Here is a 20,051-nt window from a genome sequence, read left to right on the forward strand (position 1 = left end):
CCGGCCCCCGCACCACCACCTCCCTCGAAAGTTCGCGCATGTCGTGCGGATGGGCGCATACTTCGAGTCGAGAACCCGCGTTCGGGGGTGTAAGTATTGCGTCACCGGGTATTCGTCTCGGACCACCCGGCCCTAGGAAAGGAACGCACGTGTCATTCCTGCTCCGCGTGCAACTTCCGGATCGACCGGGAAGCCTCGGTTCCCTCGCACTCGCCCTCGGCGGGGTCGGCGCGGACATCCTCTCGCTCGACGTCGTGGAGCGCGGCGCCGGGTTCGCCGTCGACGACCTCGTGGTGGAAGTCCCCACCGGCGCCCTGCCCGACACCCTCATCACCGCCGCGGAATCCGTGCACGATGTGAGCGTCGACTCGATCCGGCCCTACTCCGGGGTGCTCGACACCCATCGCGAACTCGAGCTGATCGACCAGGTCGCGAGCGCCCGCGACGATCGGATGCAGGTGCTCGTCGACGGGGTGCCGCGCGTGCTGCGGGTGGGCTGGTCGACGATCATCGGCATGGGCCCCGCGGGCGCGTACCGGGTCGTCGGGAGTCCGAGTGCGCCTGAGACGCAAGCGGGTTCGGCGCCGTGGATGCCGCTGGAGAAGCCGTCGTGGCTCGACGGCGAGGCCGAGTGGGTGCCGCAGATCTGGCGCGACATGGACACCAAGCTCGCGGCCGCGCCGCTGGGCAACACCGGTAAGTCACTGCTGCTCGGGCGCCCGGGCGGGCCGGACTTCCGGCCCTCGGAGGTGGCGCGGCTCGGCTATCTGGCCGGGATCGTCGCCACCGTGCTCAGCTGAGCGCCAGCCGCATCACGTACAGCGGAAGCCCGTCGCCGGTGGACCAATTGCGTTCCGGCACACCGACGAAGCCGAGCCGCTTGTAGATGCGGTGCGCGTCGACCATCGTGCCCATGGTGGTCAACGCCACGGCCGAATAGCCACCCGCCTTCGCCTCGTCGATCACCGCGCGCACCAGCGCCGTGCCGACACCGAGACCGCGCGCCTCCTTGGCCACCGCGAGCATGCGGAACTCCAGTTCGCCCGGCAGGGCGATCTCCGCGTAGCGCGTGCCGGGCGCGGCCACGGTGAGCGAACCGGCGACCTTGCCCTCGTGCACGGCGACGAGCACTTCGGCCTCGGCGGCGCGATGTCCGACATCGGCCAGCTCCGTGACGTAGCTGTCGTCCTGGTCGACGTAACCGTCGCCCACGTACACCTGCACGGTCAGCGCGGCGACAGCGGCGAATTCGTCGGCTCTGGCGGTCCGGATGAGGAGGCCGTCGCCGGGGGTTCGATGGTGGTTACCCTGCATACAGGCATGATCCCACCCCGGCGCCTGTGATCTGAAACTCACCCATGTCTGACTCGAATGGCGCGGTCACGACCCGAGGTAGGAACGCAACCCGGGATGCTGGGCGACCCACCTGTCCGGATTGCGCGGCGGGTACACGACGACGAGGTGCTCACCGATCGACGGCCACTGGGTGGCGTCCCACGCGAAGCGCCGGTACACCACCCGCTCCGGCACCGAGGGGCCCACGAGGGCGCCGGTGATCGTCACGTAGTGCTCACCCGTCATCGCGGGCAGCGGGCTGACCCCGGTGATGATCAGCGAACCCTGTTCGACCGCCTGCCCGCCGCCGCGGCCGAACCGATGCGCGAACACGGCGCCGAGCGTCACGAGCAACATCGTCACCATGGCCGCCGCCATCACCACTTCGAGCATGGTTCCCATGGTAGGCCCCGACCTGCGCGGACGGCGCCGCCACGGGGCGGCGTCACAGCGGCGTGAGTTCGCTGACGCCCCGCTCCCGGCGCAACTGCCACACTGCGGTGCGGGTGCGCTGCGAGCGGCCGTTGTTGCGGTCGATCAGCGCGCGGTTGGCGGTGGTGTAGATCAGTTGCGCCCCACGGGCATTCGTCTCCGGGTTCTGGAACAGCTGCACGAGCCGGTCGGTCTCCTCCACCGGCAGCCCCGCGCCGAGGTCGTCGACGGCGAGGACCTGACCGGTGTCGAGGGCCTCGAGCATCGCAGGCAGCACCCGCAGCAGGGACCTGGTCGCGGTGGACTCGTCGGCCAGTTCGAACGGCACGTCGACACCCTCGTGGACCAGGCTGAGCCCGGCGCCGCGGCGATCCACCATCCGGCGATACAGCGCGTCGCGCGCCGCCCGCAGGGTGCTCAGCTCCCGCTCCACCAGGATCGGGTCGGCGCCGCCGTGCTCGAATTGCCCCGTCAGCCCTGCGATCTCGGCGTCGAGGTCACGCAGATAGTCGGCGTACATCGGATCGTGTTCGGCGACGAGCAGGTCCTCGATGCCCAGGTCGGCCGTGCGCAGCAGCATCAGCAGGCGGGCGGCGTTGTCGGGTGAGCGCGAGATGTGGCTACCGAGATCGTGGGCGAGCGCGTCGGTGTCGGCCTCGCCCTGCTGCACGCGTAGGTTCGCGGCGAACCACCGATACGCCGGCACCAGGGCCTCGGCGTAGAGCTGTCCGGCCAAGCTCAGCAGCAACGCGTTGGGCCGCACCAGCGGGACCAGCGCCGCGACACCGTAGCGGGCGGCCTCGAACATGGGCCCGATCTTGACCTGATCGCCGGTGCGCTCGAACACGATCCGCTTGCGCGAGCGCGGATGCGTGTAGAGCCACTCCGCGATCACATCGGCGTTGTCGAGGCGGAAGCCGTAGGTGTAGGGCACCCCTTCGGCGACGAAGCCCGCCACGAATTCCGTGGGGCGGTCGGCGAATCCGAGGTGCGGCCTGCGCACCGGCCCGGCGTAGGGGTCCCAGCCGCTCACCGAGTGCAGCACCGCGTCGCGCATCTGGGCGAGCGCGTCGACCAGGCTCGTCTTCCCCGAAGCCGCCACCCCGTGCACCGCCGTCACCGGCACGGCCACCGAGCTCCCGGCCGCCTTGCTCAGCCGCAGTTGTTGCGCCTCGGCCAGCGATCCGTGATTGGTCACCTGAAAACTACGCAGCAAGGGGTCGTACCGCCTCTCGGAACTTGCCGGCCTGGGGGACGCCGCCGCGGACCGCATCGGCCCGAACCCGGCGAATCGCCCGCGTCCGTGCGAAGTCTAGGGGCGTGCGCCCCCTCCGGCGATGACCGGGCGTGTTCTCCCGCGAGCTACTAGCATGCTGGACAACCGCGGTCACACCGGCCGCCAGGTGTCGAACGATGACGAGGATGGGTGCGCGTGATGACTGCTCGGATGATGGTGCGCGGCGTGGTCGTCGCGGCGGTGACCGCGGGCGCGGCGGTGCCGGTGGTGTTGCTGGGCGCCCCGAACGCGGCCGCCGACCCGTGCCCGAACGGGACCGCCCGGGTGTTCCTCGGCGACGAGACGAACGTCTGTCAGGGCGCGGGCACGCAGACCTACGTGCTGGCCGGTGTCTCGAAGGTGTGCTCGATGACCAGCACCGACGTGACGATCGACATCGACAGCGAGAGCAAGAAGCTGCGCCGTCACGTGGAGATCAGCAACGGGCAGTGCGCCCAGTTCCAGCTGCGCGGGCAGACCTCCGCGACGGTCACCGTCACCCCGAACTAGGGTTCACGCCTCGTCGGTGGCGTCCCGGTCGGGCGTCACCGCCGGGCCCTCGTCGAGCAGCCGCCGGAAGCCGTCCTCGTCGAGGATCGGCACGCCGAGTTCCTCGGCCTTGGCCGCCTTCGATCCGGGCGCGTCGCCGATCACCACGAACGCGGTCTTCTTCGACACCGAGCCCGCCGCCTTGCCGCCGCGCACCAGGATCGCCTCCTTGGCGCCGTCGCGGGTGAAGGTCTGCAGCGAGCCGGTGACGACGATGGACAGCCCCTCGAGAGTGCGTTCGATGGACTCGTCGCGCTCGTCCTCCATCCGCACACCCGCCGCGCGCCACTTGTCGACGATGGCGCGGTGCCAGTCGACGGTGAACCACTCCCCGACCGCCGCGGCGATGGTGGGTCCGACGCCGTCGGTGGCGGCGAGCTCCTCGACCGTCGCGGCCTCGATGCGCTCGAGGCTGCCGAATTCGGCGGCCAGCGCCCTGGCCGCGGTCGGGCCGACGTGCCGGATCGACAGCGCGACCAGCACCCGCCACAGCGGCCGCTCCTTCACTGTGCGCAGATTCTCCAGCAGGCGGTGCCCGTTCTGGGTGAGCTGCCCCTTCTGATTGGTGAACAGCGGCACCGACAGCAGGCGTTCTTCGTCGAGGTCGAACAGGTCGCCCTCGTCGATGATGGCGCCGGAACGCAGCAGCGCGTCGGCGGCCTTGTCGCCGAGCGCCTCGATGTCGAAGGCGCCGCGGCCGGCGAGGTGGAACACCCGTTCGCGCAGCTGGGCCGGGCAGAACTGCTGGTTGGGGCACCGGATGTCGGCGTCGCCCTCCTTCTCCGGCGCCAGTTCGGTGCCGCAGTTGGGGCAGTGCGTCGGCATGACGAATTCGCGTTCGTCGCCGGTGCGGGCGTCGACGACGGGCCCGAGGACCTCCGGGATCACATCGCCCGCCTTGCGGATGGTGACGGTGTCGCCGATCAGCACGCCCTTGCGCTTGACCTCCGAGGCGTTGTGCAGGGTCGCCATCGACACGGTCGACCCGGCGATCGAGACCGGCGCCATCACGGCGAACGGGGTGACCCGGCCGGTGCGGCCGACATTGACCTCGATGTTGAGCAGGGTGGTCGTGGCCTCCTCCGGCGGATACTTGTAGGCGATCGCCCAGCGCGGCGCGCGAGAGGTGGAGCCGAGGCGGCGTTGCAGCGCCATCTCGTCGACCTTGATCACCTGACCGTCGATCTCGTGCTCGATGTCGTGGCGGTGCTCGCCCCAGTAGGCGACCCGCTCGATGACGGCGTCGATGCCCTCGACCAGCCGGGTGTGCTCGGAGACCGGCAGACCCCACGCCGCGAGCGCCTGGTAGGCCTCGTGCTGGGACTGCGGCCGGTAGCCCTCCATCCGGCCGAAACCGTGGCAGATCATCCGCAGCCTGCGCTGGGCGGTGACGGCCGGGTTCTTCTGGCGCAGCGAGCCGGCGGCGGTGTTGCGCGGGTTCGCGTACGGCGGTTTGCCCTCGGCGACGATCTGAGCGTTGAGCGTCTCGAAGTCCTCGAGCCGGAAGTACACCTCGCCGCGCACCTCGAGCAGCTCCGGGATCGGGAAGTCCGGATGGGGGGTGAGTTCGGCCGGGATGTCCTCGATGGTGCGGGCGTTGAGGGTGACGTCCTCGCCGGTGCGCCCGTCTCCGCGAGTGGCGCCGCGGGTGAGTTTGCCGTTCTCGTACACCAGGTTCAGCGCGACGCCGTCGATCTTCACCTCGCACAGATAGTGCGGATTCGAGCCCGCCTCGGCCTCGACACGAGCCGCCCAGGCGCGCAGTTCGTCGTAGTCGAACACGTTGTCCAGCGACAACATCCGCTCGAGATGGTCGACGGCGGTGAACTCGGTGGCGAACCCGCCGCCGACCAGCTGGGTCGGCGAGTCCGGGGTCCGCAGGTCGGGATGGGCGTCCTCGAGTGCTTGCAGCTCGCGCAACAGGGTGTCGAACTCGCCGTCGGAGATGATCGGCGCGTCGCGCACGTAGTAGCGGAACTGGTGCTCGCGCACCTCGTCCGCCAGCTGCTGCCAGCGCACCCGCTGCTCGGAGGTCGCGCCCTCGGGACTCACGGAAACCACGCTCTCGCTGTCACTCACCTGTCGAAGACTAGTCGAGGGCACCGACACTTCCGACGACCGTAACCGCACGTCGCAGGGGCTATTCGGGGCCGCGCCCACGACGTCGTCGTGGGTCCGCGCCCCTATTCGCCGCTGATCGACTCCGGGTCCTCGGCGAAGGCGCGGGCCGCCTCGGTGCCGAGGGTGAGTGCCTGACGGGCCCAGGACAGGGGTGCGCCGGCCAGGCCACAGGACGGGGTCACCAGGATCTGCTCGGCGAGAACGCGGCGGGGGAAGCCGAGGCGGTCGATCAGGCGGGCGCCGGGTTCGGTGATGGTGCGCCAGGTCGGCGGCGTGGCCGGAGCTTCCGTGGGAACCAGTCCGAGGACGAGTTTCTTTCCGGCGTCCAGGGTTTCGCCGAGGCTGTCGAGATCGGCGGTGACGATGGCGGCCGCGTCGAGGGCGATCGCCGCGGCGGCCGTGCGGCGCAGGGTGCCGATGGCCGGGCGGGTCGCGCAGCTGTGCAGCACTACGGGAGCCGATGCTCCGCCGATCACGGTGTCGAGGATGTGCAGCGCCTCCGGTTCGGGCAGCGCGCTGATGGTGTTCAGGATGCTCGGACCACGCAGCGACCCGTCTAGGACGGCGGTGAGGCGGGGTTCGTCGAGCTGCACGACGACCTCGGCACCGAGCCGCCTGCGGATCTCCGCGACATGCTGGGCCAGGCCCTCGGCGAGCGACTCCGAGAGGTCACGAACCGCGCCCGGATCGCTGAGCACGCGGTGTCCCCCTGGCAGCTCCACCTCGGCCGCCAACGTCAGCGGACCGGCGGCCTGCACCTTGAGCGCCCGGCCCGAACCAGCCAGACCCGCTGTCTCCCAAGCCTCTTCGAGGGCATCGAGGTCGACGCGCAGCAGATCGCGAGCCCGCCGCGAGACCGCGCCCGGACGATCGGCCAGCCGGTAGCCGCGGGTCGTCGAATCGAAACGCAGGTCCACCAGCAGCGCCGAAACCCGCCCGATCATGTCGGCGCCGACACCGCGAGCGGGCAGTTCGACCAGGTGCGGAAGATCGCCGAGCTCGCCGATGACGGTCGCGGCGGCTTCGCGCGGGTCGGTGCCGGGCCAGGAACCGATCCCGGTGGCGATCCCACCCACGAGCGGGTCGACGGGTTCCGGTGCGGCGGTCTCCGGGCTGTGCTCGCTGCGCCAGAGGGTCACGCGCTCAACACCTTTCGTGTCATCGTTACAGCGGGTGTGGCGAGAGGTTCGGCTCGGACGACGGTCAGGCCGACGCGTCGACCGGCTCCGCCGACGCGCCGGCACGGTCGGTGCCGTTGATGGTGCCACTGCCGACCACGGTGTCGCCGCCCTCGGCATCCGGCAGATACAGCACGATGGCCTGTCCCTTGGCGACGCCGGTGAGCGGTTCGCACAGTCGGGCGACGAAGCCCTCGCCCTCGGGGGTCACCACGGCGGGCGCCGTGCCGCCGTGGGCGCGCACCTGGACGACGCACTCGACCGGCTCGGCCGGACGCACGCCGGAGGTCCAGACGGCGCGATCGGCGGTGATCACGTCGACCTGCAGGTCCTCCACCGAGCCGACCTTGACCGTGCCGGAATCGGGATCGATCCCGGTGACGTAGCGCGGCTTGCCGTCGGCGGCGGTGTGGGTGAGGCCGAGGCCTTTGCGCTGGCCGACGGTGAACCCGTGCACGCCCTCGTGCTCGCCGAGCACGGTGCCGTCCGAGTCGACCAGCGCGCCGGGCCGGATGCCGATCTTGGCGCCGAGGAAGGCGCGGGTGTCGCCGGAGGGGATGAAGCAGATGTCGTGGCTGTCGGGCTTGTTCGCCACGGCGAGGCCCCGCTCCGCCGCTTCCTCACGGATGCGCGGCTTGGGGGTGTCGCCCACCGGGAACATGGCACGGGAGAGCTGCTCGGCGGTGAGCACCGCGAGCACGTAGGACTGATCCTTGTCGGCGTCGACGGCGCGGCGCAGCACACCGTCCTCGAGCCGGGCGTAGTGACCGGTGACCACGGCGTCGAAGCCCAGCGCCTGAGCCCGGTCGGCCAGGGCGGAGAACTTGATCTTCTCGTTGCAGCGCAGGCACGGATTCGGCGTCTCGCCCGCGGCGTAGGCGGCGACGAAATCGTCGATCACGTCTTCCTTGAAGCGGTCGGCGAAGTCCCAGACGTAGAACGGGATGCCGAGCACGTCGGCGGCTCGCCGCGCGTCACCGGCGTCCTCCTTGGAGCAGCAACCGCGCGATCCGGTGCGCAGCGTGCCCGGTGACGCCGACAGCGCCAGGTGCACCCCGACCACCTCGTGACCGGCGTCGACGGCCCGCGCCGCGGCCACCGCCGAATCGACGCCACCACTCATCGCGGCGAGTACTCGCATCAGGCACCTCCTCTAGCGCCGGCCAGGCCCGCGGCCCTGGCCCGTTCGATGACCTGCGGAAGAACGGCCACCAGCGTGTCGACATCGGTCCCGGCCGAGGTGTGGCCGAGCGAGAAGCGCAGCGAACTGCGCGCCTGCCACGGCTCCACCCCCATCGCGATGAGCACATGACTCGGCGAGGCCACGCCCGCGTTGCAGGCCGACCCGGTGGAGCACTCGACACCGGCGGCGTCGAGCAGCATGAGCAGCGAGTCGCCCTCGCAGCCGGGGAAGGTGAAGTGGGTGTTGCCGGGCAGCCTGCGCTCGTCCAGGGGACCGTTGAGCACCGCGTCGGGCACCACGTCCCGCACCCCCGCGATCAGCCGATCACGCAGCTCACGCAGCCGTTCGGTCCGCTCGGGCAGGTCGCCGGCGGCCTCGCGCAGCGCGGCGGCCATCCCGGCCGCGGCGGCCACGTCGGAGGTGCCCGAGCGCAGGTCGCGCTCGTGCCCGCCGCCGTGGACCAGCGGCACACACGGGACCTGCCTGCCCAGCAGCAGCACGCCGATGCCGTGCGGACCGCCCGCCTTGTGCCCGGCCACGCTCAGCGCGGCCAGCCCGCTCGCGCCGAAATCGATCGGGAGCTGGGTCACCGCCTGGATCGCGTCGCTGTGCATCGGGACGTCGAATTCCTGTGCGACAGCGGCCAACTCGGCGATCGGCTGAATGGTGCCGACCTCGTTGTTGGCCCACATCACGCTGACCAGCGCCACCTCGTCGGCGTGCTCGGCCAGTTCCGCGCGCAGCGCCTGCGCCGACACGACCCCCTCGGCGTCGACTGGCAGCCAGCTGACCCGCGCGCCCTCGTGCTTCTCCAGCCACTCGACCGCGTCGAGCACCGCGTGATGCTCGACCGCGCTGGTGACGATCCTGGTGCGCCGCGGATCGGCCGCCCTGCGCCCCCAGTAGATGCCCTTGACGGCCAGATTGTCGCTCTCGGTCCCCCCGGAGGTGAAGATCACCTCCGACGGCCGCGCCCCCAGATCGGCCGCGATCGACTCGCGCGCCTCCTCCAGCGCCCGTCGCGCCGCCCGCCCGGATCCGTGCAACGACGAGGCATTACCCACCGTCCCCAGCGCAGCCGTCATCGCCTCGACCGCGGCGGGCACCATCGGAGTGGTCGCCGCGTGATCGAGGTAGACCGTAGTGGGCGCACCGTTGACCGGACCCGTAAAAGCCGACTTCATGACCGACAAAGCCTATCCCACCGCTGACCTGGGCATCTTTCGGGTCCACCCCTGCTCTCTACGATTTTTCTACGATTTACCCAGGATTCTCAACACGTGTATCACCTATCTGTATTCCTGACACGGCGACGCGACCGGGTGATGGGCGTGGCCCCGGTGGCCGCGATGGACAGGTCCCACAGCCGGCCGGCCGCGTCCGGGTCGATGGCGTACTCACGAACGCCCCCGTCGTCCATGTCCTGGTCGGGATCGGCGATACGAGCGATGTCACAGTCTTCGAGGTACAGTCCGCCCCGGCCGTCCAGGAGCGCGGACGTGGCAGCCCACAGACCCGTGGCGGCACCTTGCGAGGGCGTTTTGAAATCCGCTCCGATCACGGTGCCGTGTTCGTCCACCCATCCGCGGTCGATCTGTTCTTGCCGGGTCATCTCGCGCTGGAGGCCGGTGATGATCTTGCCCGGGTGCAGGGCGAACGCCCGCACTCCGTCATGGTGACCGAGTGCGTCGAGATGGACCGCGAACAGGACGTTGGCGGTCTTGGCTTGGCCGTAGGCGAGCCATTTGTCGTAGCCGGTACGGAAGTGTGGGTCGTGCCATCGCATGCCGGTCAGTGCATGCCCGGCGGAGCTGTTGACCACGACACGCGCGCCGTCGGCGGCGGCCAGCAGGGGGTAGAGCTCGCAGGTGAACAGGAAATGCCCGAGGTGGTTGGTAGCGAGTTGGCTTTCCCAGCCGGGACCCACGCGGGTTTCCGGGGTCGCCATGATGCCCGCGACAGCCATCAGGAGGTCGAGCCGGTCGAGGGACTCCCGGATGCGCGCGGCGGCGGCCCGCACACTCTCGGAATCGGCCAGATCCAGCGGAATGACCTCGCAGCCCGGCACATCCGCGAGCGCGGCGCGGGCGATGTCGGGTCGGCGTGCCGGAATGAGGACATGTGTTCCTGCTGCGGCCAGGCTGCGGGTGGTTTCGAGACCGAGCCCGGAATAGCCGCCGGTCACGACGGCGGTCCTGCCGGACAGGTCGAGACCGGCCATGACGTCTTCTGTTGTGCTGGTGGCCGAAAAGGGGGAGGCGAGTGGCTGCTGATCAATAACGGTCATGGCGCCGACGCTACGATCTAGAGCGAGGTCTAGATCAAGTCGTAGACTGCTCGGTGTGACGACGACCGCGCCGCATGAGAAGAATTCGCTGGGGATCGGTGAGGTGGCGGCGCGGACCGGGCTCAGTGTGCATGCGCTGCGCTTGTACGAGCGCGAAGGTCTGCTGGTCGGTCCGGTCGGGCGCACCACCGGCGGACGGCGGCGCTACACCCACCTCGATGTCGACTGGCTGCTGATCTGCGTCAAGCTCCGAGAATCCGGGATGCCCCTGGCGGACCTGAAACGGTTCGCCGAGCTGGTCCGTCAGGGTCCGGGCAATGAGGCTGAACGCCTGCGACTCCTCGACACCCACCGGCAGCGCGTCGATGCTCAGATCAAGGCGCTGGAGGACTGCCGTTCCGTCATCACCTGGAAGGTCGGCGTTTATGCCGACCATCTCGCCCGCGGCGAAGCAGGCGGGCTTTGGGATCCAACGAATGTGGAGGGTCCATTCTGATCTCCCGTGGGCCGCCTCATCATGCGGATGGCCAACACGGCGATCCAGCTTCCGCAGGCGACCAGCCCGAGCCGCTCGATAAGACCCGCCGGGCCGCCCTCGACCAGCTTGGCGACCAGGGCGAACGCGATGTAGGTGCCGGCGACCAGCATCCCGTTGACGGTCGAATACCTGGCCAAACCATGATTTCCCCGCGCCTTGTCGCGGCCGGCGAGTACAAAGCACGCTGCGGTGAGCGACCCGAACTGGACTATGCCGAGGAGACTGTGCACCGCACCGTGCACCGTCAGCGTCTCCGGTTCGCCGACCGGGTAGCCAAGCGACGGGTCGGGCAGGACCGGGCCGATGGCGACGAAGGTGAGGGCATACGCGCACAGCAGGATCGATAGCCAGGTCGCGCCGCGCCCGGTCGGCACCACCCGCCGCAGCCCCGCGCCGAACGCGAGCAGAAGCAACCCGGTCACAATGTAATTCGTGATCTGCATCCATCCGCCGGGTCCCAGTTCGAGGTTGCTGTCGGGGACCACCAACGGGTTGTAATCGGGGCGGATCGCGCCAAGGACCAGCAGCACAACGATGTTGAGTACCGGAGCCGCGATGCCGCAGGCGAGCAGAACACGGGTGCCCACTGAGTTCGGTGCGCCAGGTGAAGTGGTCGATGGTCGCTGATGGCCAAGGGTATCGGTCACGGCATTGTCCTCTCGTCGATCTCGAGTGATCACCTCGCCGGCGACTCACGCCCGAGGTGATCCCACTATCGACCGAGGGGACCGGCTGAGGATTGGAAGAATGTTCCCCATGCCCGATGACGACCCACCGCGACAGCGGGCAGCTTGCCGGTCTGGAGCGCGCCAGGCGTGCGGTCGGCGAAGATCGCGACATCCCGGCTCAGGTGGGCCTGGTCGGTGTACCCGCACGCCGCGGCGACGTCGGCGGCGGGCCGACCGGCGAGCAGACCGTCGACCGCCCGGCGGAATCGGACCAGCATCGCCGCCCGCTTGGGCGTCAGGCCGATCTGGGCTTCGAACCGCGACCACAGTCGTTTGCGACTCCAGCCGAGGGACGCGGCGAGCGCGTCGACTCGCACCTGGCCGCCGGAGTCGAGTACGAGACGCCACGCGGCGATCACTTCGGGGTCGATCGCCCGCCGCGCGTGCGTACCCTGGGCGAGAAACGCGTTCGTGAGCGCGAACCGCTGACCCCAGGTGTCGGCTAGCGTGAGTTGCTCACGAAGTCGCCGAACCCGGCCGCCCCACAGTGCCTCCGCCGAGATCACTCCTGCACCCAAATCCTTTGGTGCGGTGTCCAATAGGCGATACGCGAGAACGGGCGACAGTCGTACCTCAACGCATTGCGCGCGTTCGGCGCGAACCCGCGCGGTATCCATGGGAAGGCCGACAACGAATGCCCCCAACGCCTGTCGTCCGCCGGTGTCGTCAACGATCAGATCGCCTCCCCCGAACTCGATCACGATGGCAACGGCCGTAGTGGCGGCGACTCGAAGGTCAACCCTGCCGCCGACCACATCGCGATATCCGATCATCGACACCCCCGGCCTCGCGACCGCTGGTGTCGCGAAATCCCAACCCGCGCTCGGCCAACCAGATCGCACGTGATCCAGGTGGCCTCCGGCACCGACCAGTGGGTGCGGGTTCATCGGGGTGCTCATCGGCGAGTTCGTTCCTCGGCGATGTCGAGCGCGGGAGCCAGCGGCGCGAGCGCGGCGCGGAGCAGGTCGGACAACTCGCCGGTCGGTACGACAAGGCTGCTGGCGGCGGGTGCCGGTCGCAGCCACTGCTGGATGGCGATGCGCACCGCGGCGGTCACGCTGGCCGCCAGCACGCGGGCGGTGGTCGAGTCGGCGTCGCCGATGCGTTCGGCGATCGCGTCGGCGATGGGGGCTTCGATCGCGGTCGCGACGCGCACGAACGCCTCGCGCAGCGCGGGATGGGTGGTGATCAGGAGTAGATCGCGATCCGACGCGCCATGGGTGGTGTATTGGTCGGTGATCGCGTCGATGACCGCGTCGGCGAGACCGACCCCGGGCCTGGCGGAAATGGCTGCGGCGATACGTGTTTCGCGTTCGGCGGTGACGGCGGAGACGATCGCCTGCTCGCGACTGGAGAAATAGTTGTTGTAGGTCCGCGCGGAGACGCCTGCCGCCTCGGCGATGTCGTCCACGCGGACGTTGTCCGGGCCACGCTCGTGCGCCAGCCGCAGCGCGGCCATCCCCAGCGCCGCCCTGGTGGCCTGCTTCCGCTGCTCGCGCAGACCGGTCCGTCGTGTTGCCACGTGACCAGCATTCCATGCAATCTGCGTGCACGCAAACTTGCGTGCACGCAAGTTTTGTTCCTAGTCTGACGACATCCCACTCACAAAGGAGAAACCCCATGACCGTCGACGTGGTCATCACCGGAGGTGGCCCAACGGGGCTCATGCTGGCCTGCGAATTGGGCCTGGCGGGGATCACAGCGGTTGTCCTCGAGCGCCAGTCCGCGGCGAGCGATGAGCCGAAAGCCAACGGACTACTGGGGCAGGTCGTGCGGCTCATGGACAACCGGGGTCTCTTCGAGGGACTCAGCGGCAGTCCGGCTCCGCCACAACCGAACTCCGCCTACTTCATGTTCGCCGGGATGGCACTGGACCTGAGCTTGCTCGACGACAGCCCGATCCACGCGCTCGCGGCGCCGCAACATCACATCGCCCAAGTGCTGGAGCAACGCGCGATCGAACTCGGCGCCGACATCCGACGCGGGCACGAACTCGTCGGGCTCGCGCAGGACGACGCCGCCGTGACCGCCCAGGTGAGTGGGCCGGACGGGGATTACCAGCTCCGGGCCAGCTTCCTCGTCGGCGCCGACGGGGCGCACAGTCGCACCCGCGCCCTCGCCGGGATCGAATTTCCGGGAGTCACCTACGACCGGACGACCAGCCGCGCGGCCAACGCCACCGTCCCCAGCGAATGGGTTGACGCGTTGACCGGGGTGCTGACCGTGCCCGGCTACGGCGCCATCGCTCCGTTCCTGCCGATTCGCACCGAACACGGCGGTTTCTCCTACGCGCCGCTCCCCGGCCGGCCCCCGCTGATCAGCACTATGGAATGGGACCAGGCCGCCACCGACGCGCCGATGAGCCTGGCGGAGCTGCGAGCCAGTGTCCGGCGGGTCCTCGCCGCCGATCTGCCCCTTGACCCACCCGCCGGCACCGGACCACACGTGCTGCGCAGGCTCAGCGGGGGTAACACCCGGCTCGCCGGCCGATTCCACGACCACCGCCGGCTGTTCCTCATCGGCGACGCCGCGCACATCTACACCTCGGGAGGCGGTCCCGGCCTCAACCTCGGCCTGCAGGACGCGGCCAACCTCGGCTGGAAGCTCGCCGCCGAGATCCGTGGCGACGCGCCGAGCGGGCTGCTCGCGACCTACGACACCGAACGCCGAGCAGCCGCGTCCCGCATGGTCACCTACGCCCAAGCCCAAGCCGCGCTGATCGCGCCCGGCAGTGACGTCACGGCACTGCGCGAACTGTTCACCGAACTGCTGCGCGACCCCGACACCGTCGCGCGACTCGCCGAACTCACGGCGGGCACGGACGTCCGCTACAACATGGGTGTACCTGCCAGCCACCCCATGATCGGCCGATTCGCTCCCGACCTGACACTGACCACCACTGCCGACGAGACCGTCCGATTGGCCGAACTGACCAGGACCGCGCGGCCGCTCGTCCTGGACCTGACCGACGATCACGACCTGGCGCGCACGCTGTCGCGATGGCGCGATCACCTCGACATCGTGACTGCGCTCCCGCATGGTGATTCGCCGACCGCGCTACTCCTGCGGCCCGATGGCTACGTAGCGTGGGCGAGCGCGTCGACACGGCTCGATTCCGCGGACCGGCAGGCCATCGCGGCGGCGCTGCGAACCTGGTTTCTCCCGGCAATCTGATCGGCCAACCCGTTGGCGTCCCGGTCGGCACGGAACCCGATCATCACGAGCGGCCGACGCTCGGGCGGACAGGATCGGGTTCGACCGGTGCGAGCCAAGGTCAGCGCGAGAGCCGCGAGCACGCCGACCGCCGGCAGGTACATCGGGTCGACAGCGACAGCGGACGGCTCCTCGTTCGCGAGCAGACCCGCGACGCCCTGGGCAGTGGCGAGCAGTGCCGACTCGTGAAAGAACCCGGAGACGTTCTGCAACATGACCACGGCCTGGCCGGTATCGGGCAGATCACTGATCCGCCAACCCAATCCGTAGTGCTCGCCGAGTCCGGTCGGCCTGCCTGGCGCGTGCAACTGGGCGGTGATCGCGGGATCCTTCGGGCGCAACTGGTCTGTGGCGAACCTGGTGAGGTCTGTCAGCGAACCGCCGAGGTATCCGTAGGCGGCACCTGCCGGGTCGTACCCGGTATTCATCCTGACCGGCCTGCCCGCGACGAATCGGTGTCCGCTGGGTACTGTCGCCGCCTGCGCGGCGGTGGCGACGATCCCGTTGCGCAGGGGGCGGCCCACGGTGGCGGCGAGCACCTCGGCGTAGGAGCGTCGGGTCGTCGCCTCGATGACGGCGGCGAGGACGAGGTAGTTGAGGCTGCTGTAGAGATGCTCCGTTCCTGGCGGCGACTGCGGCTTGATCGACGCGAGGGCCGGGAGAACGTCCGCAGGCCGTCGCCCCGCGTCGGCGCGGTCGAGCAGCGGCGCACCGAACGGCAAGCCGCTGGTGTGCTGCAGCAGGTCGCGGATGGTGATCCCGGCGGCGGAGTTCCGATCCGCCAGGTCGAACCCCGGCAAGTGAGCCCGAACGGGATCGTCGAGCCGCAGCACACCCTGCCGGGCCAGTTCGACGGTGACCGTCGCGGCGACCGGCTTGGCCACCGATGCAGAACCGGCTCAGCAGGGTCATCGAAAACGGAAAGGCATGTGGTGAGGTGGACCCGGCCACCGACGAGCACCTGACGGCGTGCGAACTCCTCGCAACGGTCCAGGGCCTGGCAACGACTCAGCTCCTCGGCGGCGAATCCGCGCCAGGCCGAGCGGTCCTCGAACACAGCCTCGCGCGCGTATTCGCCGGCCGCTGCCGCCACCACGATCCGCGGTAGACGCCCCGAGCGGTCGAAGACCCTCGGAACTGGATCAGGGCTGGGTGCAGGCGTGGTCGCCATCGAACGAGCCGGCGCTTCCGGTGCCGGTGGGGAGGTTGCGGGTGGCGTCCGCGTAGGCCTCCGCCGGGGTGGCCCCTTTACCGAAGCCCAGGATCGGGAATCCCGCCACGATGGCGAGCGGACTCGTCACGACCGCACCGCAGCCGTTCGCGAACGTCACCATCATGCGGCAGTCGATGATGCCTTGCCCCTTGCACGCTCGGTCGGCGGCTCGAATGGCGTCGGCTTCCGTGGGATGGTTGACCGAGATCGCGTAGACGTTGCCCCACGAGCTCAGGGAAACAGCGCCCCAGCTGCCCGGTTCGGCGGCGGCCTGCGGTGCCGCGAAGAGGGTGGCGGCGCTCAACGAGAGTGTCGCGGCCGCAATGGACTTGTTGACCATGTGATGTGTGCTTTCTTCACGCGCCGACGAGGGTACGGCGATCGCATGGAAGATACCGCAGCGCACGGACGCGAGGTCGCCCCAAAAGTCGTGGGGTCGAGGGCCGTCACCAACCGCGGCGCCTGCGGCTCCCCTCCCAGCGCCCGCACCCGGCCGCGAAGCTTGTAGGTCCGCTGAACCCCGCCGGAGCGGACGGTGGCTAGTTGTTGGTCGGACCAGGCCGCGGACGCCGGGGAGCTGGATGGCGCGCAGCATCATCTCGCCCGCCCACACCTGTGCACGTGACGGCGGGGCGAAACGGCTGATTCCCTTCCGCGCCAACGCCTGTCGCTTGGCCACCTCGGGCAGCAACCTCGCCTCCCAGACATCGAGAGCGGCGGGAATGTCGTCACCGTGCGCCGATCATGCGGCTCAGGTCCACGAAATACTCTGTCCCGGTAATCGGTGGTTGTCGAGCCGCGGCGGATTCTGGATGTCCGGCCCGCTCGGTGAGATCAGCAGTCGCGCGGGCGTTTCCAAGGCGGCCGTCTTCCGGCACTTCGACTCGCGCATGGACCTGGTGGCGGCGGCGGGCGAGGTCAGCCGCCGCCACCTGGCCGTCGTCACCGAGCTGCGCGTGCCCGAGAGCATCACCCACCCGGTCGGTCTCGCGACGCTGATGCACCTGATCCGCAAGCAGATTCGCAGCGACATCAACACCGTCTGGCTCGAACTGCTGGTCGCCGCCCGCACCGAGCCCGAGCTGTTCCCGGTTGCCCGCGGGATTATCACATTCGCTGCGACGAGATGTTGCCACCGTCGACGACGAGTTCGGCGGCGGTGATGTAGCTCGCCTCCGCGGACAACAGGAAGCGGACTGCCCGCGCCACTTCGTCGGGGTGGCCGAGGCGGCCGAGAAGGATGCGGCGTTCGAAGGCACCCGCCGGGAGAGCGTCCACGGTGGGCTGCAGCATCGGAGTGAGGATCTGGCCCGGGGAGACGCAGTTGATGCGGATCCCGGCCGGTCCGAGGCGGTCGGCGAGGGAACGAACCATCGACAGCATGCCGCCCTTGGCCGCGGAGTAGACCGGGTTGACCGCGTTGCCGAGCGTGGCGTTGATCGAAGCGATACCGACGATCGCCGAACCGGGGTTGGCCTCGAAGTCCGGGAGCAGTTCCTTGATCAGGAGGATCAGCGGGCGCAGGTGCGTATTGATCCCGAGGTCCCACACATCCACCGTCACGCCGTCGAGCGACCCCGTATCGACCACGCCCGCCGCGTGCACCAGGCCGCCGATATCGGTGAGCGCCGATCGGGTCGTGCGCAGCGCCGCGGCGTAAAGGCTGGGATCGCTCAGATCGACCCCCACCCCCACTGCCGCACATCCGAACTCGTCCGCGATTCGGGCCGCTTCGGAAACCGCCTTGGCCTGGTTGATATCCCAGAGCGCGACCGGGCGCCCGGCCTGGGCGAGGGCCCGCGCGGTAGCCAGGCCGATTCCGGAGGCGCCACCGGTAATGACGACGCCGGTCGACAGAGCACCGGAGCCGACCACGGATTCATTGGTTGTCATCGAAATCCCATCGTTGTTCGGTCCCCTCGGCGAGGTCGACGAGGAAGCATGTGCGCGCGAGGTCGCTGGTGGCAGCCGCCGAAACGCTATTCCTGAGCCGGGCGGCCGGACACCGGCGTGTCCACGCAGTGGGAGGAATGTTCTGCGGTGCGATCGCCATCCGGCGAGGGCGACCGGCGGCATCGTGGAAAGCGGCGGTGTACACCGTCACGACTTCCTCCCTCCCAGTGGGAGGAATCACGGGTGGGGCGGTCGCGCGCCGATAGCCTGGGCTTCTACCCCGACCCCGCCTCCGAGAGGAAGCCGTTGAGCACCTACGTCATCACCGGAGCAGCGTCCGGCATCGGCGCCGCCACCAAGGAACGCTTGGAGGCCGACGGTCACCGCGTGATCGGTATCGACCTTCGCAACGCCGACATCACCGTCGATCTGAGCACCGCGCAGGGCCGGGCCGAGGCGGTGACACAGGCCACCGACCTGCTCGACGGCCGCCTCGACGGGTTCGTCCCCTTCGCCGGTCTCGCGGCCGCCACCGGCAGGTCGGCCGAGCGGATGATCGGGGTCAACTACTTCGGCGCCATCGACCTCCTGGAAGGTCTGCGGCCGTTGCTCGCCGCCGGCGAGAACCCCTCCGTCGTGTTGGTCAGCTCGAATTCGACGACGACACAACCGAATTGGCCCGTCGCACTCGCCGATGCCTGCCTCGATCACGACGAGGCGAAAGCGAACGAGGTCGCCGCGTCGTTCGGTGAGCTGGCGGCCATCCAGGCCTATCCCGCCACCAAGGCGGCGCTGGCCTACTACGCGCGGGCACAGTCGGCGAGCTACATCAAGGAAGGCATTCGGCTCAACGCCGTCGCACCGGGCATCATCGACACCCCGATGACCCAGGAAGGCCGCAAGGACCCGCTCATCGGCGCTGCCATGGAGGGCTTTTTGGCCACGGTGCCCGCCGGGCGAGGCGGCACCGCACAGGAAGTCGCCGCACTGGTCGCTTTCCTGCTCGGACCGGAATCCAGCTATTTCGTCGGGTCGGTGGTGTTCGTCGACGGCGGCGTCGACGCGGCGTTCCGTGGCCGCGACTGGCCATCGGTCTGGGAACCCGGCCAGTGATCCGCCGGAGACCGTAGACCGGCGGCTGTGAGCAGCGTCTCGGTCCGGTGAGCGTGCGATCCCGAGTTGTGGGGTGTCCATCCATTACGTCGGTACACAACGACGCAACCAACTCGAAGGACGGTTCCGATGTCTCTGAGCGACAAGATCAGCAACAAGGCCGACGACCTCGGCGGCAAGGCCAAGGAGGCGGCAGGCGCGGTCACCGGTGACGACCAGTTGCGCGCCGAAGGCAAGGCCGATCAGGCCGAGTCGGCCGTCAAGGAGGCGGTCGAAGACGTCAAGGACGCTGTCGGCAATGCCGCGGACAAGGTCAAGAAGGCCTTCGGCAAGTAACCGGGTTTCCGGAGAAGCGGGTTCGGGTCGCCCCCGGACCCGTTTCTCCGTGCTGTCCAGCCCTGGGTTTTCGGGGTACCCGCCCTTCGGCAAGTGTGGAACGCTACCGCTTCAAGCAGTTCCCGGTCGAGCGCCGGAGCTGCGTTCACCGATGCGAAGGACTCCGAACCATGCGAATCGCAGGACTGACAGCCCTCCTCGCGGGCGCGCTGATCCCGGCCACCCTGGCTCCGGCGGCCTCGGCCGAGGTGGAGGACATCACCATCTATGCCTGGGACAGCGGCGAAGTACCCGTCGCCTGCGATTACGTGGGCGCCAACTGCAGCATCATGGCCCGGATGTTCGGCGCCGACTACGCGCTGCCCGCGACGGTGACGATCAACGGGCGCGAGCTCAGTTCGCCTGAGCGCCTGGACTATCCGGACCGGGAGCGCAGCGCGGTCCGCGGCACCTGGCGTCCGCCGGCCAAGGGGACGTACACGATCGTGGCCACCCAGGGTTCGTCCACGAAGACCCTCGTCGTCGAGATCACCGGCGACGCGCGGCTCGGCAGCGGCTCGGCGGGACTGCTGCCCGGTTCCAGCTAGCCGACCAGCCCGGACGACCGCTCCTCTGCCTTGCGGACGAGGCTGGTCCCCACGGATCTCGTTCTCCGG

The 20,051-nt window shown here is 69.4% G+C and carries 23 protein-coding genes; 8 read left to right on the forward strand and 15 right to left on the reverse strand.

Annotated features, from left to right (window positions below; all coding sequences use genetic code 11):
- Positions 1 to 149 precede the first annotated feature (149 nt).
- Positions 150 to 800: an ACT domain-containing protein gene (locus tag DFR69_RS04150; RefSeq protein WP_110035990.1), complete on the forward strand. Its 651-nt coding sequence runs from the start codon at positions 150 to 152 to the stop codon at positions 798 to 800.
- On the opposite strand, the gene DFR69_RS04155 is transcribed toward DFR69_RS04150, so the two are convergent.
- The 3 genes from DFR69_RS04155 to DFR69_RS04165 form a co-directional block, all read right to left on the reverse strand.
- Positions 793 to 1,314 carry a GNAT family N-acetyltransferase gene (locus DFR69_RS04155; RefSeq protein ID WP_110035991.1) on the reverse strand — a complete coding sequence of 174 codons (522 nt, stop codon included), beginning with the start codon at positions 1,312 to 1,314 and terminating at the stop codon, positions 793 to 795. The genes DFR69_RS04150 and DFR69_RS04155 overlap by 8 nt on opposite strands.
- A gap of 66 nt (positions 1,315 to 1,380) precedes the next feature.
- Positions 1,381 to 1,728 (reverse strand): hypothetical protein, encoded by a 348-nt coding sequence (locus DFR69_RS04160; RefSeq protein WP_233000025.1) that lies wholly within the window; start codon positions 1,726 to 1,728, stop codon positions 1,381 to 1,383.
- Positions 1,729 to 1,780: 52 nt separating this feature from the next.
- Entirely contained in the window at positions 1,781 to 2,965 is a 1,185-nt protein-coding gene (locus tag DFR69_RS04165; RefSeq protein ID WP_233000026.1) for an AAA family ATPase, read from the reverse strand.
- Positions 2,966 to 3,202: 237 nt separating this feature from the next.
- On the opposite strand from DFR69_RS04165, the gene DFR69_RS04170 reads away from it, so the two are divergent.
- On the forward strand, positions 3,203 to 3,553 hold the full coding sequence (locus DFR69_RS04170) for a hypothetical protein (protein ID WP_146229189.1): 351 nt from the start codon (positions 3,203 to 3,205) through the stop codon (positions 3,551 to 3,553).
- Between the two features lie 3 nt (positions 3,554 to 3,556).
- Here DFR69_RS04170 and ligA read toward each other — a convergent pair whose 3' ends face one another.
- From ligA to DFR69_RS04195, 5 genes are all read right to left on the reverse strand, one after another.
- Positions 3,557 to 5,653: an NAD-dependent DNA ligase LigA gene (gene ligA, locus DFR69_RS04175; protein ID WP_425271593.1), complete on the reverse strand. Its 2,097-nt coding sequence runs from the start codon at positions 5,651 to 5,653 to the stop codon at positions 3,557 to 3,559.
- Positions 5,654 to 5,775: 122 nt separating this feature from the next.
- Positions 5,776 to 6,852: a methionine synthase gene (locus DFR69_RS04180; protein ID WP_373867095.1), complete on the reverse strand. Its 1,077-nt coding sequence runs from the start codon at positions 6,850 to 6,852 to the stop codon at positions 5,776 to 5,778.
- Positions 6,853 to 6,916: 64 nt separating this feature from the next.
- Complete coding sequence (mnmA, locus tag DFR69_RS04185; RefSeq protein WP_110035997.1) at positions 6,917 to 8,032, reverse strand: tRNA 2-thiouridine(34) synthase MnmA; 1,116 nt, start codon at positions 8,030 to 8,032, stop codon at positions 6,917 to 6,919.
- The gene (locus DFR69_RS04190) at positions 8,032 to 9,258 is read right to left on the reverse strand and encodes a cysteine desulfurase family protein (protein WP_110035998.1); all 1,227 of its coding nucleotides are present in this window, start codon (positions 9,256 to 9,258) and stop codon (positions 8,032 to 8,034) included. Before DFR69_RS04190 ends, mnmA begins: the two co-directional genes overlap by 1 nt.
- Positions 9,259 to 9,359: 101 nt before the next feature.
- Positions 9,360 to 10,361 (reverse strand): SDR family NAD(P)-dependent oxidoreductase, encoded by a 1,002-nt coding sequence (locus DFR69_RS04195; RefSeq protein WP_110035999.1) that lies wholly within the window; start codon positions 10,359 to 10,361, stop codon positions 9,360 to 9,362.
- Positions 10,362 to 10,416: 55 nt separating this feature from the next.
- On the opposite strand from DFR69_RS04195, the gene DFR69_RS04200 reads away from it, so the two are divergent.
- Positions 10,417 to 10,857, forward strand: coding sequence for a MerR family transcriptional regulator (locus tag DFR69_RS04200; protein WP_244198066.1), 441 nt, complete (start codon positions 10,417 to 10,419; stop codon positions 10,855 to 10,857).
- Here DFR69_RS04200 and DFR69_RS04205 read toward each other — a convergent pair.
- The 3 genes from DFR69_RS04205 to DFR69_RS04215 all read right to left on the reverse strand — a co-directional run bounded on the left by DFR69_RS04205 (position 10,785) and on the right by DFR69_RS04215 (position 13,149).
- Positions 10,785 to 11,546 (reverse strand): DUF998 domain-containing protein, encoded by a 762-nt coding sequence (locus DFR69_RS04205; protein WP_167456141.1) that lies wholly within the window; start codon positions 11,544 to 11,546, stop codon positions 10,785 to 10,787. The genes DFR69_RS04200 and DFR69_RS04205 overlap by 73 nt on opposite strands.
- Before the next feature lie 65 nt (positions 11,547 to 11,611).
- On the reverse strand, positions 11,612 to 12,526 hold the full coding sequence (locus DFR69_RS04210; RefSeq protein ID WP_244198067.1) for a helix-turn-helix domain-containing protein: 915 nt from the start codon (positions 12,524 to 12,526) through the stop codon (positions 11,612 to 11,614).
- Positions 12,523 to 13,149, reverse strand: a complete 627-nt coding sequence (locus DFR69_RS04215) for a TetR/AcrR family transcriptional regulator (RefSeq protein WP_222596497.1) — start codon at positions 13,147 to 13,149, stop codon at positions 12,523 to 12,525. The genes DFR69_RS04210 and DFR69_RS04215 overlap by 4 nt, the downstream gene beginning before the upstream one ends.
- Before the next feature lie 98 nt (positions 13,150 to 13,247).
- Here DFR69_RS04215 and DFR69_RS04220 point away from each other — a divergent pair, with 98 nt between their 5' ends.
- Positions 13,248 to 14,801, forward strand: a complete 1,554-nt coding sequence (locus DFR69_RS04220; RefSeq protein ID WP_110036003.1) for an FAD-dependent monooxygenase — start codon at positions 13,248 to 13,250, stop codon at positions 14,799 to 14,801.
- On the opposite strand, the gene DFR69_RS04225 is transcribed toward DFR69_RS04220, so the two are convergent.
- Both DFR69_RS04225 and DFR69_RS04235 read right to left on the reverse strand, forming a co-directional pair.
- On the reverse strand, positions 14,705 to 15,724 hold the full coding sequence (locus DFR69_RS04225) for a serine hydrolase domain-containing protein (protein ID WP_110036004.1): 1,020 nt from the start codon (positions 15,722 to 15,724) through the stop codon (positions 14,705 to 14,707). The genes DFR69_RS04220 and DFR69_RS04225 overlap by 97 nt on opposite strands.
- Before the next feature lie 258 nt (positions 15,725 to 15,982).
- The gene (locus DFR69_RS04235; RefSeq protein WP_110036159.1) at positions 15,983 to 16,393 is read right to left on the reverse strand and encodes a DUF4189 domain-containing protein; all 411 of its coding nucleotides are present in this window, start codon (positions 16,391 to 16,393) and stop codon (positions 15,983 to 15,985) included.
- A gap of 241 nt (positions 16,394 to 16,634) precedes the next feature.
- Between DFR69_RS04235 and DFR69_RS04245 the strand changes: the two genes are divergently transcribed.
- Complete coding sequence (locus tag DFR69_RS04245) at positions 16,635 to 17,216, forward strand: TetR/AcrR family transcriptional regulator (RefSeq protein WP_244198068.1); 582 nt, start codon at positions 16,635 to 16,637, stop codon at positions 17,214 to 17,216.
- On the opposite strand, the gene DFR69_RS04250 is transcribed toward DFR69_RS04245, so the two are convergent.
- On the reverse strand, positions 17,161 to 17,946 hold the full coding sequence (locus tag DFR69_RS04250) for an SDR family NAD(P)-dependent oxidoreductase (RefSeq protein ID WP_110036007.1): 786 nt from the start codon (positions 17,944 to 17,946) through the stop codon (positions 17,161 to 17,163). The two genes, DFR69_RS04245 and DFR69_RS04250, sit on opposite strands and share 56 nt — an antisense overlap.
- A complete protein-coding gene (locus DFR69_RS33820) occupies positions 17,933 to 18,157 on the reverse strand; it encodes a hypothetical protein (protein WP_146229190.1) in 225 nt (74 codons plus the stop codon). The genes DFR69_RS04250 and DFR69_RS33820 overlap by 14 nt, the downstream gene beginning before the upstream one ends.
- A 95-nt stretch (positions 18,158 to 18,252) precedes the next feature.
- On the opposite strand from DFR69_RS33820, the gene DFR69_RS04255 reads away from it, so the two are divergent.
- From DFR69_RS04255 to DFR69_RS04265, 3 genes are all read left to right on the forward strand, one after another.
- Entirely contained in the window at positions 18,253 to 19,059 is an 807-nt protein-coding gene (locus DFR69_RS04255; protein ID WP_110036160.1) for an SDR family oxidoreductase, read from the forward strand.
- Positions 19,060 to 19,188: 129 nt separating this feature from the next.
- Positions 19,189 to 19,395: a CsbD family protein gene (locus tag DFR69_RS04260; protein ID WP_110036008.1), complete on the forward strand. Its 207-nt coding sequence runs from the start codon at positions 19,189 to 19,191 to the stop codon at positions 19,393 to 19,395.
- 170 nt (positions 19,396 to 19,565) lie between these two features.
- On the forward strand, positions 19,566 to 19,982 hold the full coding sequence (locus DFR69_RS04265; RefSeq protein ID WP_110036009.1) for a hypothetical protein: 417 nt from the start codon (positions 19,566 to 19,568) through the stop codon (positions 19,980 to 19,982).
- The last annotated feature ends 69 nt before the right edge of the window (positions 19,983 to 20,051 follow it).

It is taken from the genome of Nocardia neocaledoniensis, from assembly GCF_003182135.1.
GTDB lineage: Bacteria > Actinomycetota > Actinomycetes > Mycobacteriales > Mycobacteriaceae > Nocardia > Nocardia neocaledoniensis.

Coding starts and splice junctions, on each gene's coding strand:
- DFR69_RS04155 (WP_110035991.1), bottom strand. CDS start 1,314: ATGCAGGGTAACCACCATCGAACCCCCGGCGACGGCCTCCTCATCCGG.
- DFR69_RS04160 (WP_233000025.1), bottom strand. CDS start 1,728: ATGCTCGAAGTGGTGATGGCGGCGGCCATGGTGACGATGTTGCTCGTG.
- DFR69_RS04170 (WP_146229189.1), top strand. CDS start 3,203: ATGACTGCTCGGATGATGGTGCGCGGCGTGGTCGTCGCGGCGGTGACC.
- mnmA (WP_110035997.1), bottom strand. CDS start 8,032: ATGCGAGTACTCGCCGCGATGAGTGGTGGCGTCGATTCGGCGGTGGCC.
- DFR69_RS04190 (WP_110035998.1), bottom strand. CDS start 9,258: ATGAAGTCGGCTTTTACGGGTCCGGTCAACGGTGCGCCCACTACGGTC.
- DFR69_RS04195 (WP_110035999.1), bottom strand. CDS start 10,361: ATGACCGTTATTGATCAGCAGCCACTCGCCTCCCCCTTTTCGGCCACC.
- DFR69_RS04210 (WP_244198067.1), bottom strand. CDS start 12,526: ATGAGCACCCCGATGAACCCGCACCCACTGGTCGGTGCCGGAGGCCAC.
- DFR69_RS04220 (WP_110036003.1), top strand. CDS start 13,248: ATGACCGTCGACGTGGTCATCACCGGAGGTGGCCCAACGGGGCTCATG.
- DFR69_RS04235 (WP_110036159.1), bottom strand. CDS start 16,393: ATGGTCAACAAGTCCATTGCGGCCGCGACACTCTCGTTGAGCGCCGCC.
- DFR69_RS04245 (WP_244198068.1), top strand. CDS start 16,635: ATGGCGCGCAGCATCATCTCGCCCGCCCACACCTGTGCACGTGACGGC.
- DFR69_RS04250 (WP_110036007.1), bottom strand. CDS start 17,946: ATGACAACCAATGAATCCGTGGTCGGCTCCGGTGCTCTGTCGACCGGC.
- DFR69_RS04260 (WP_110036008.1), top strand. CDS start 19,189: ATGTCTCTGAGCGACAAGATCAGCAACAAGGCCGACGACCTCGGCGGC.
- DFR69_RS04265 (WP_110036009.1), top strand. CDS start 19,566: ATGCGAATCGCAGGACTGACAGCCCTCCTCGCGGGCGCGCTGATCCCG.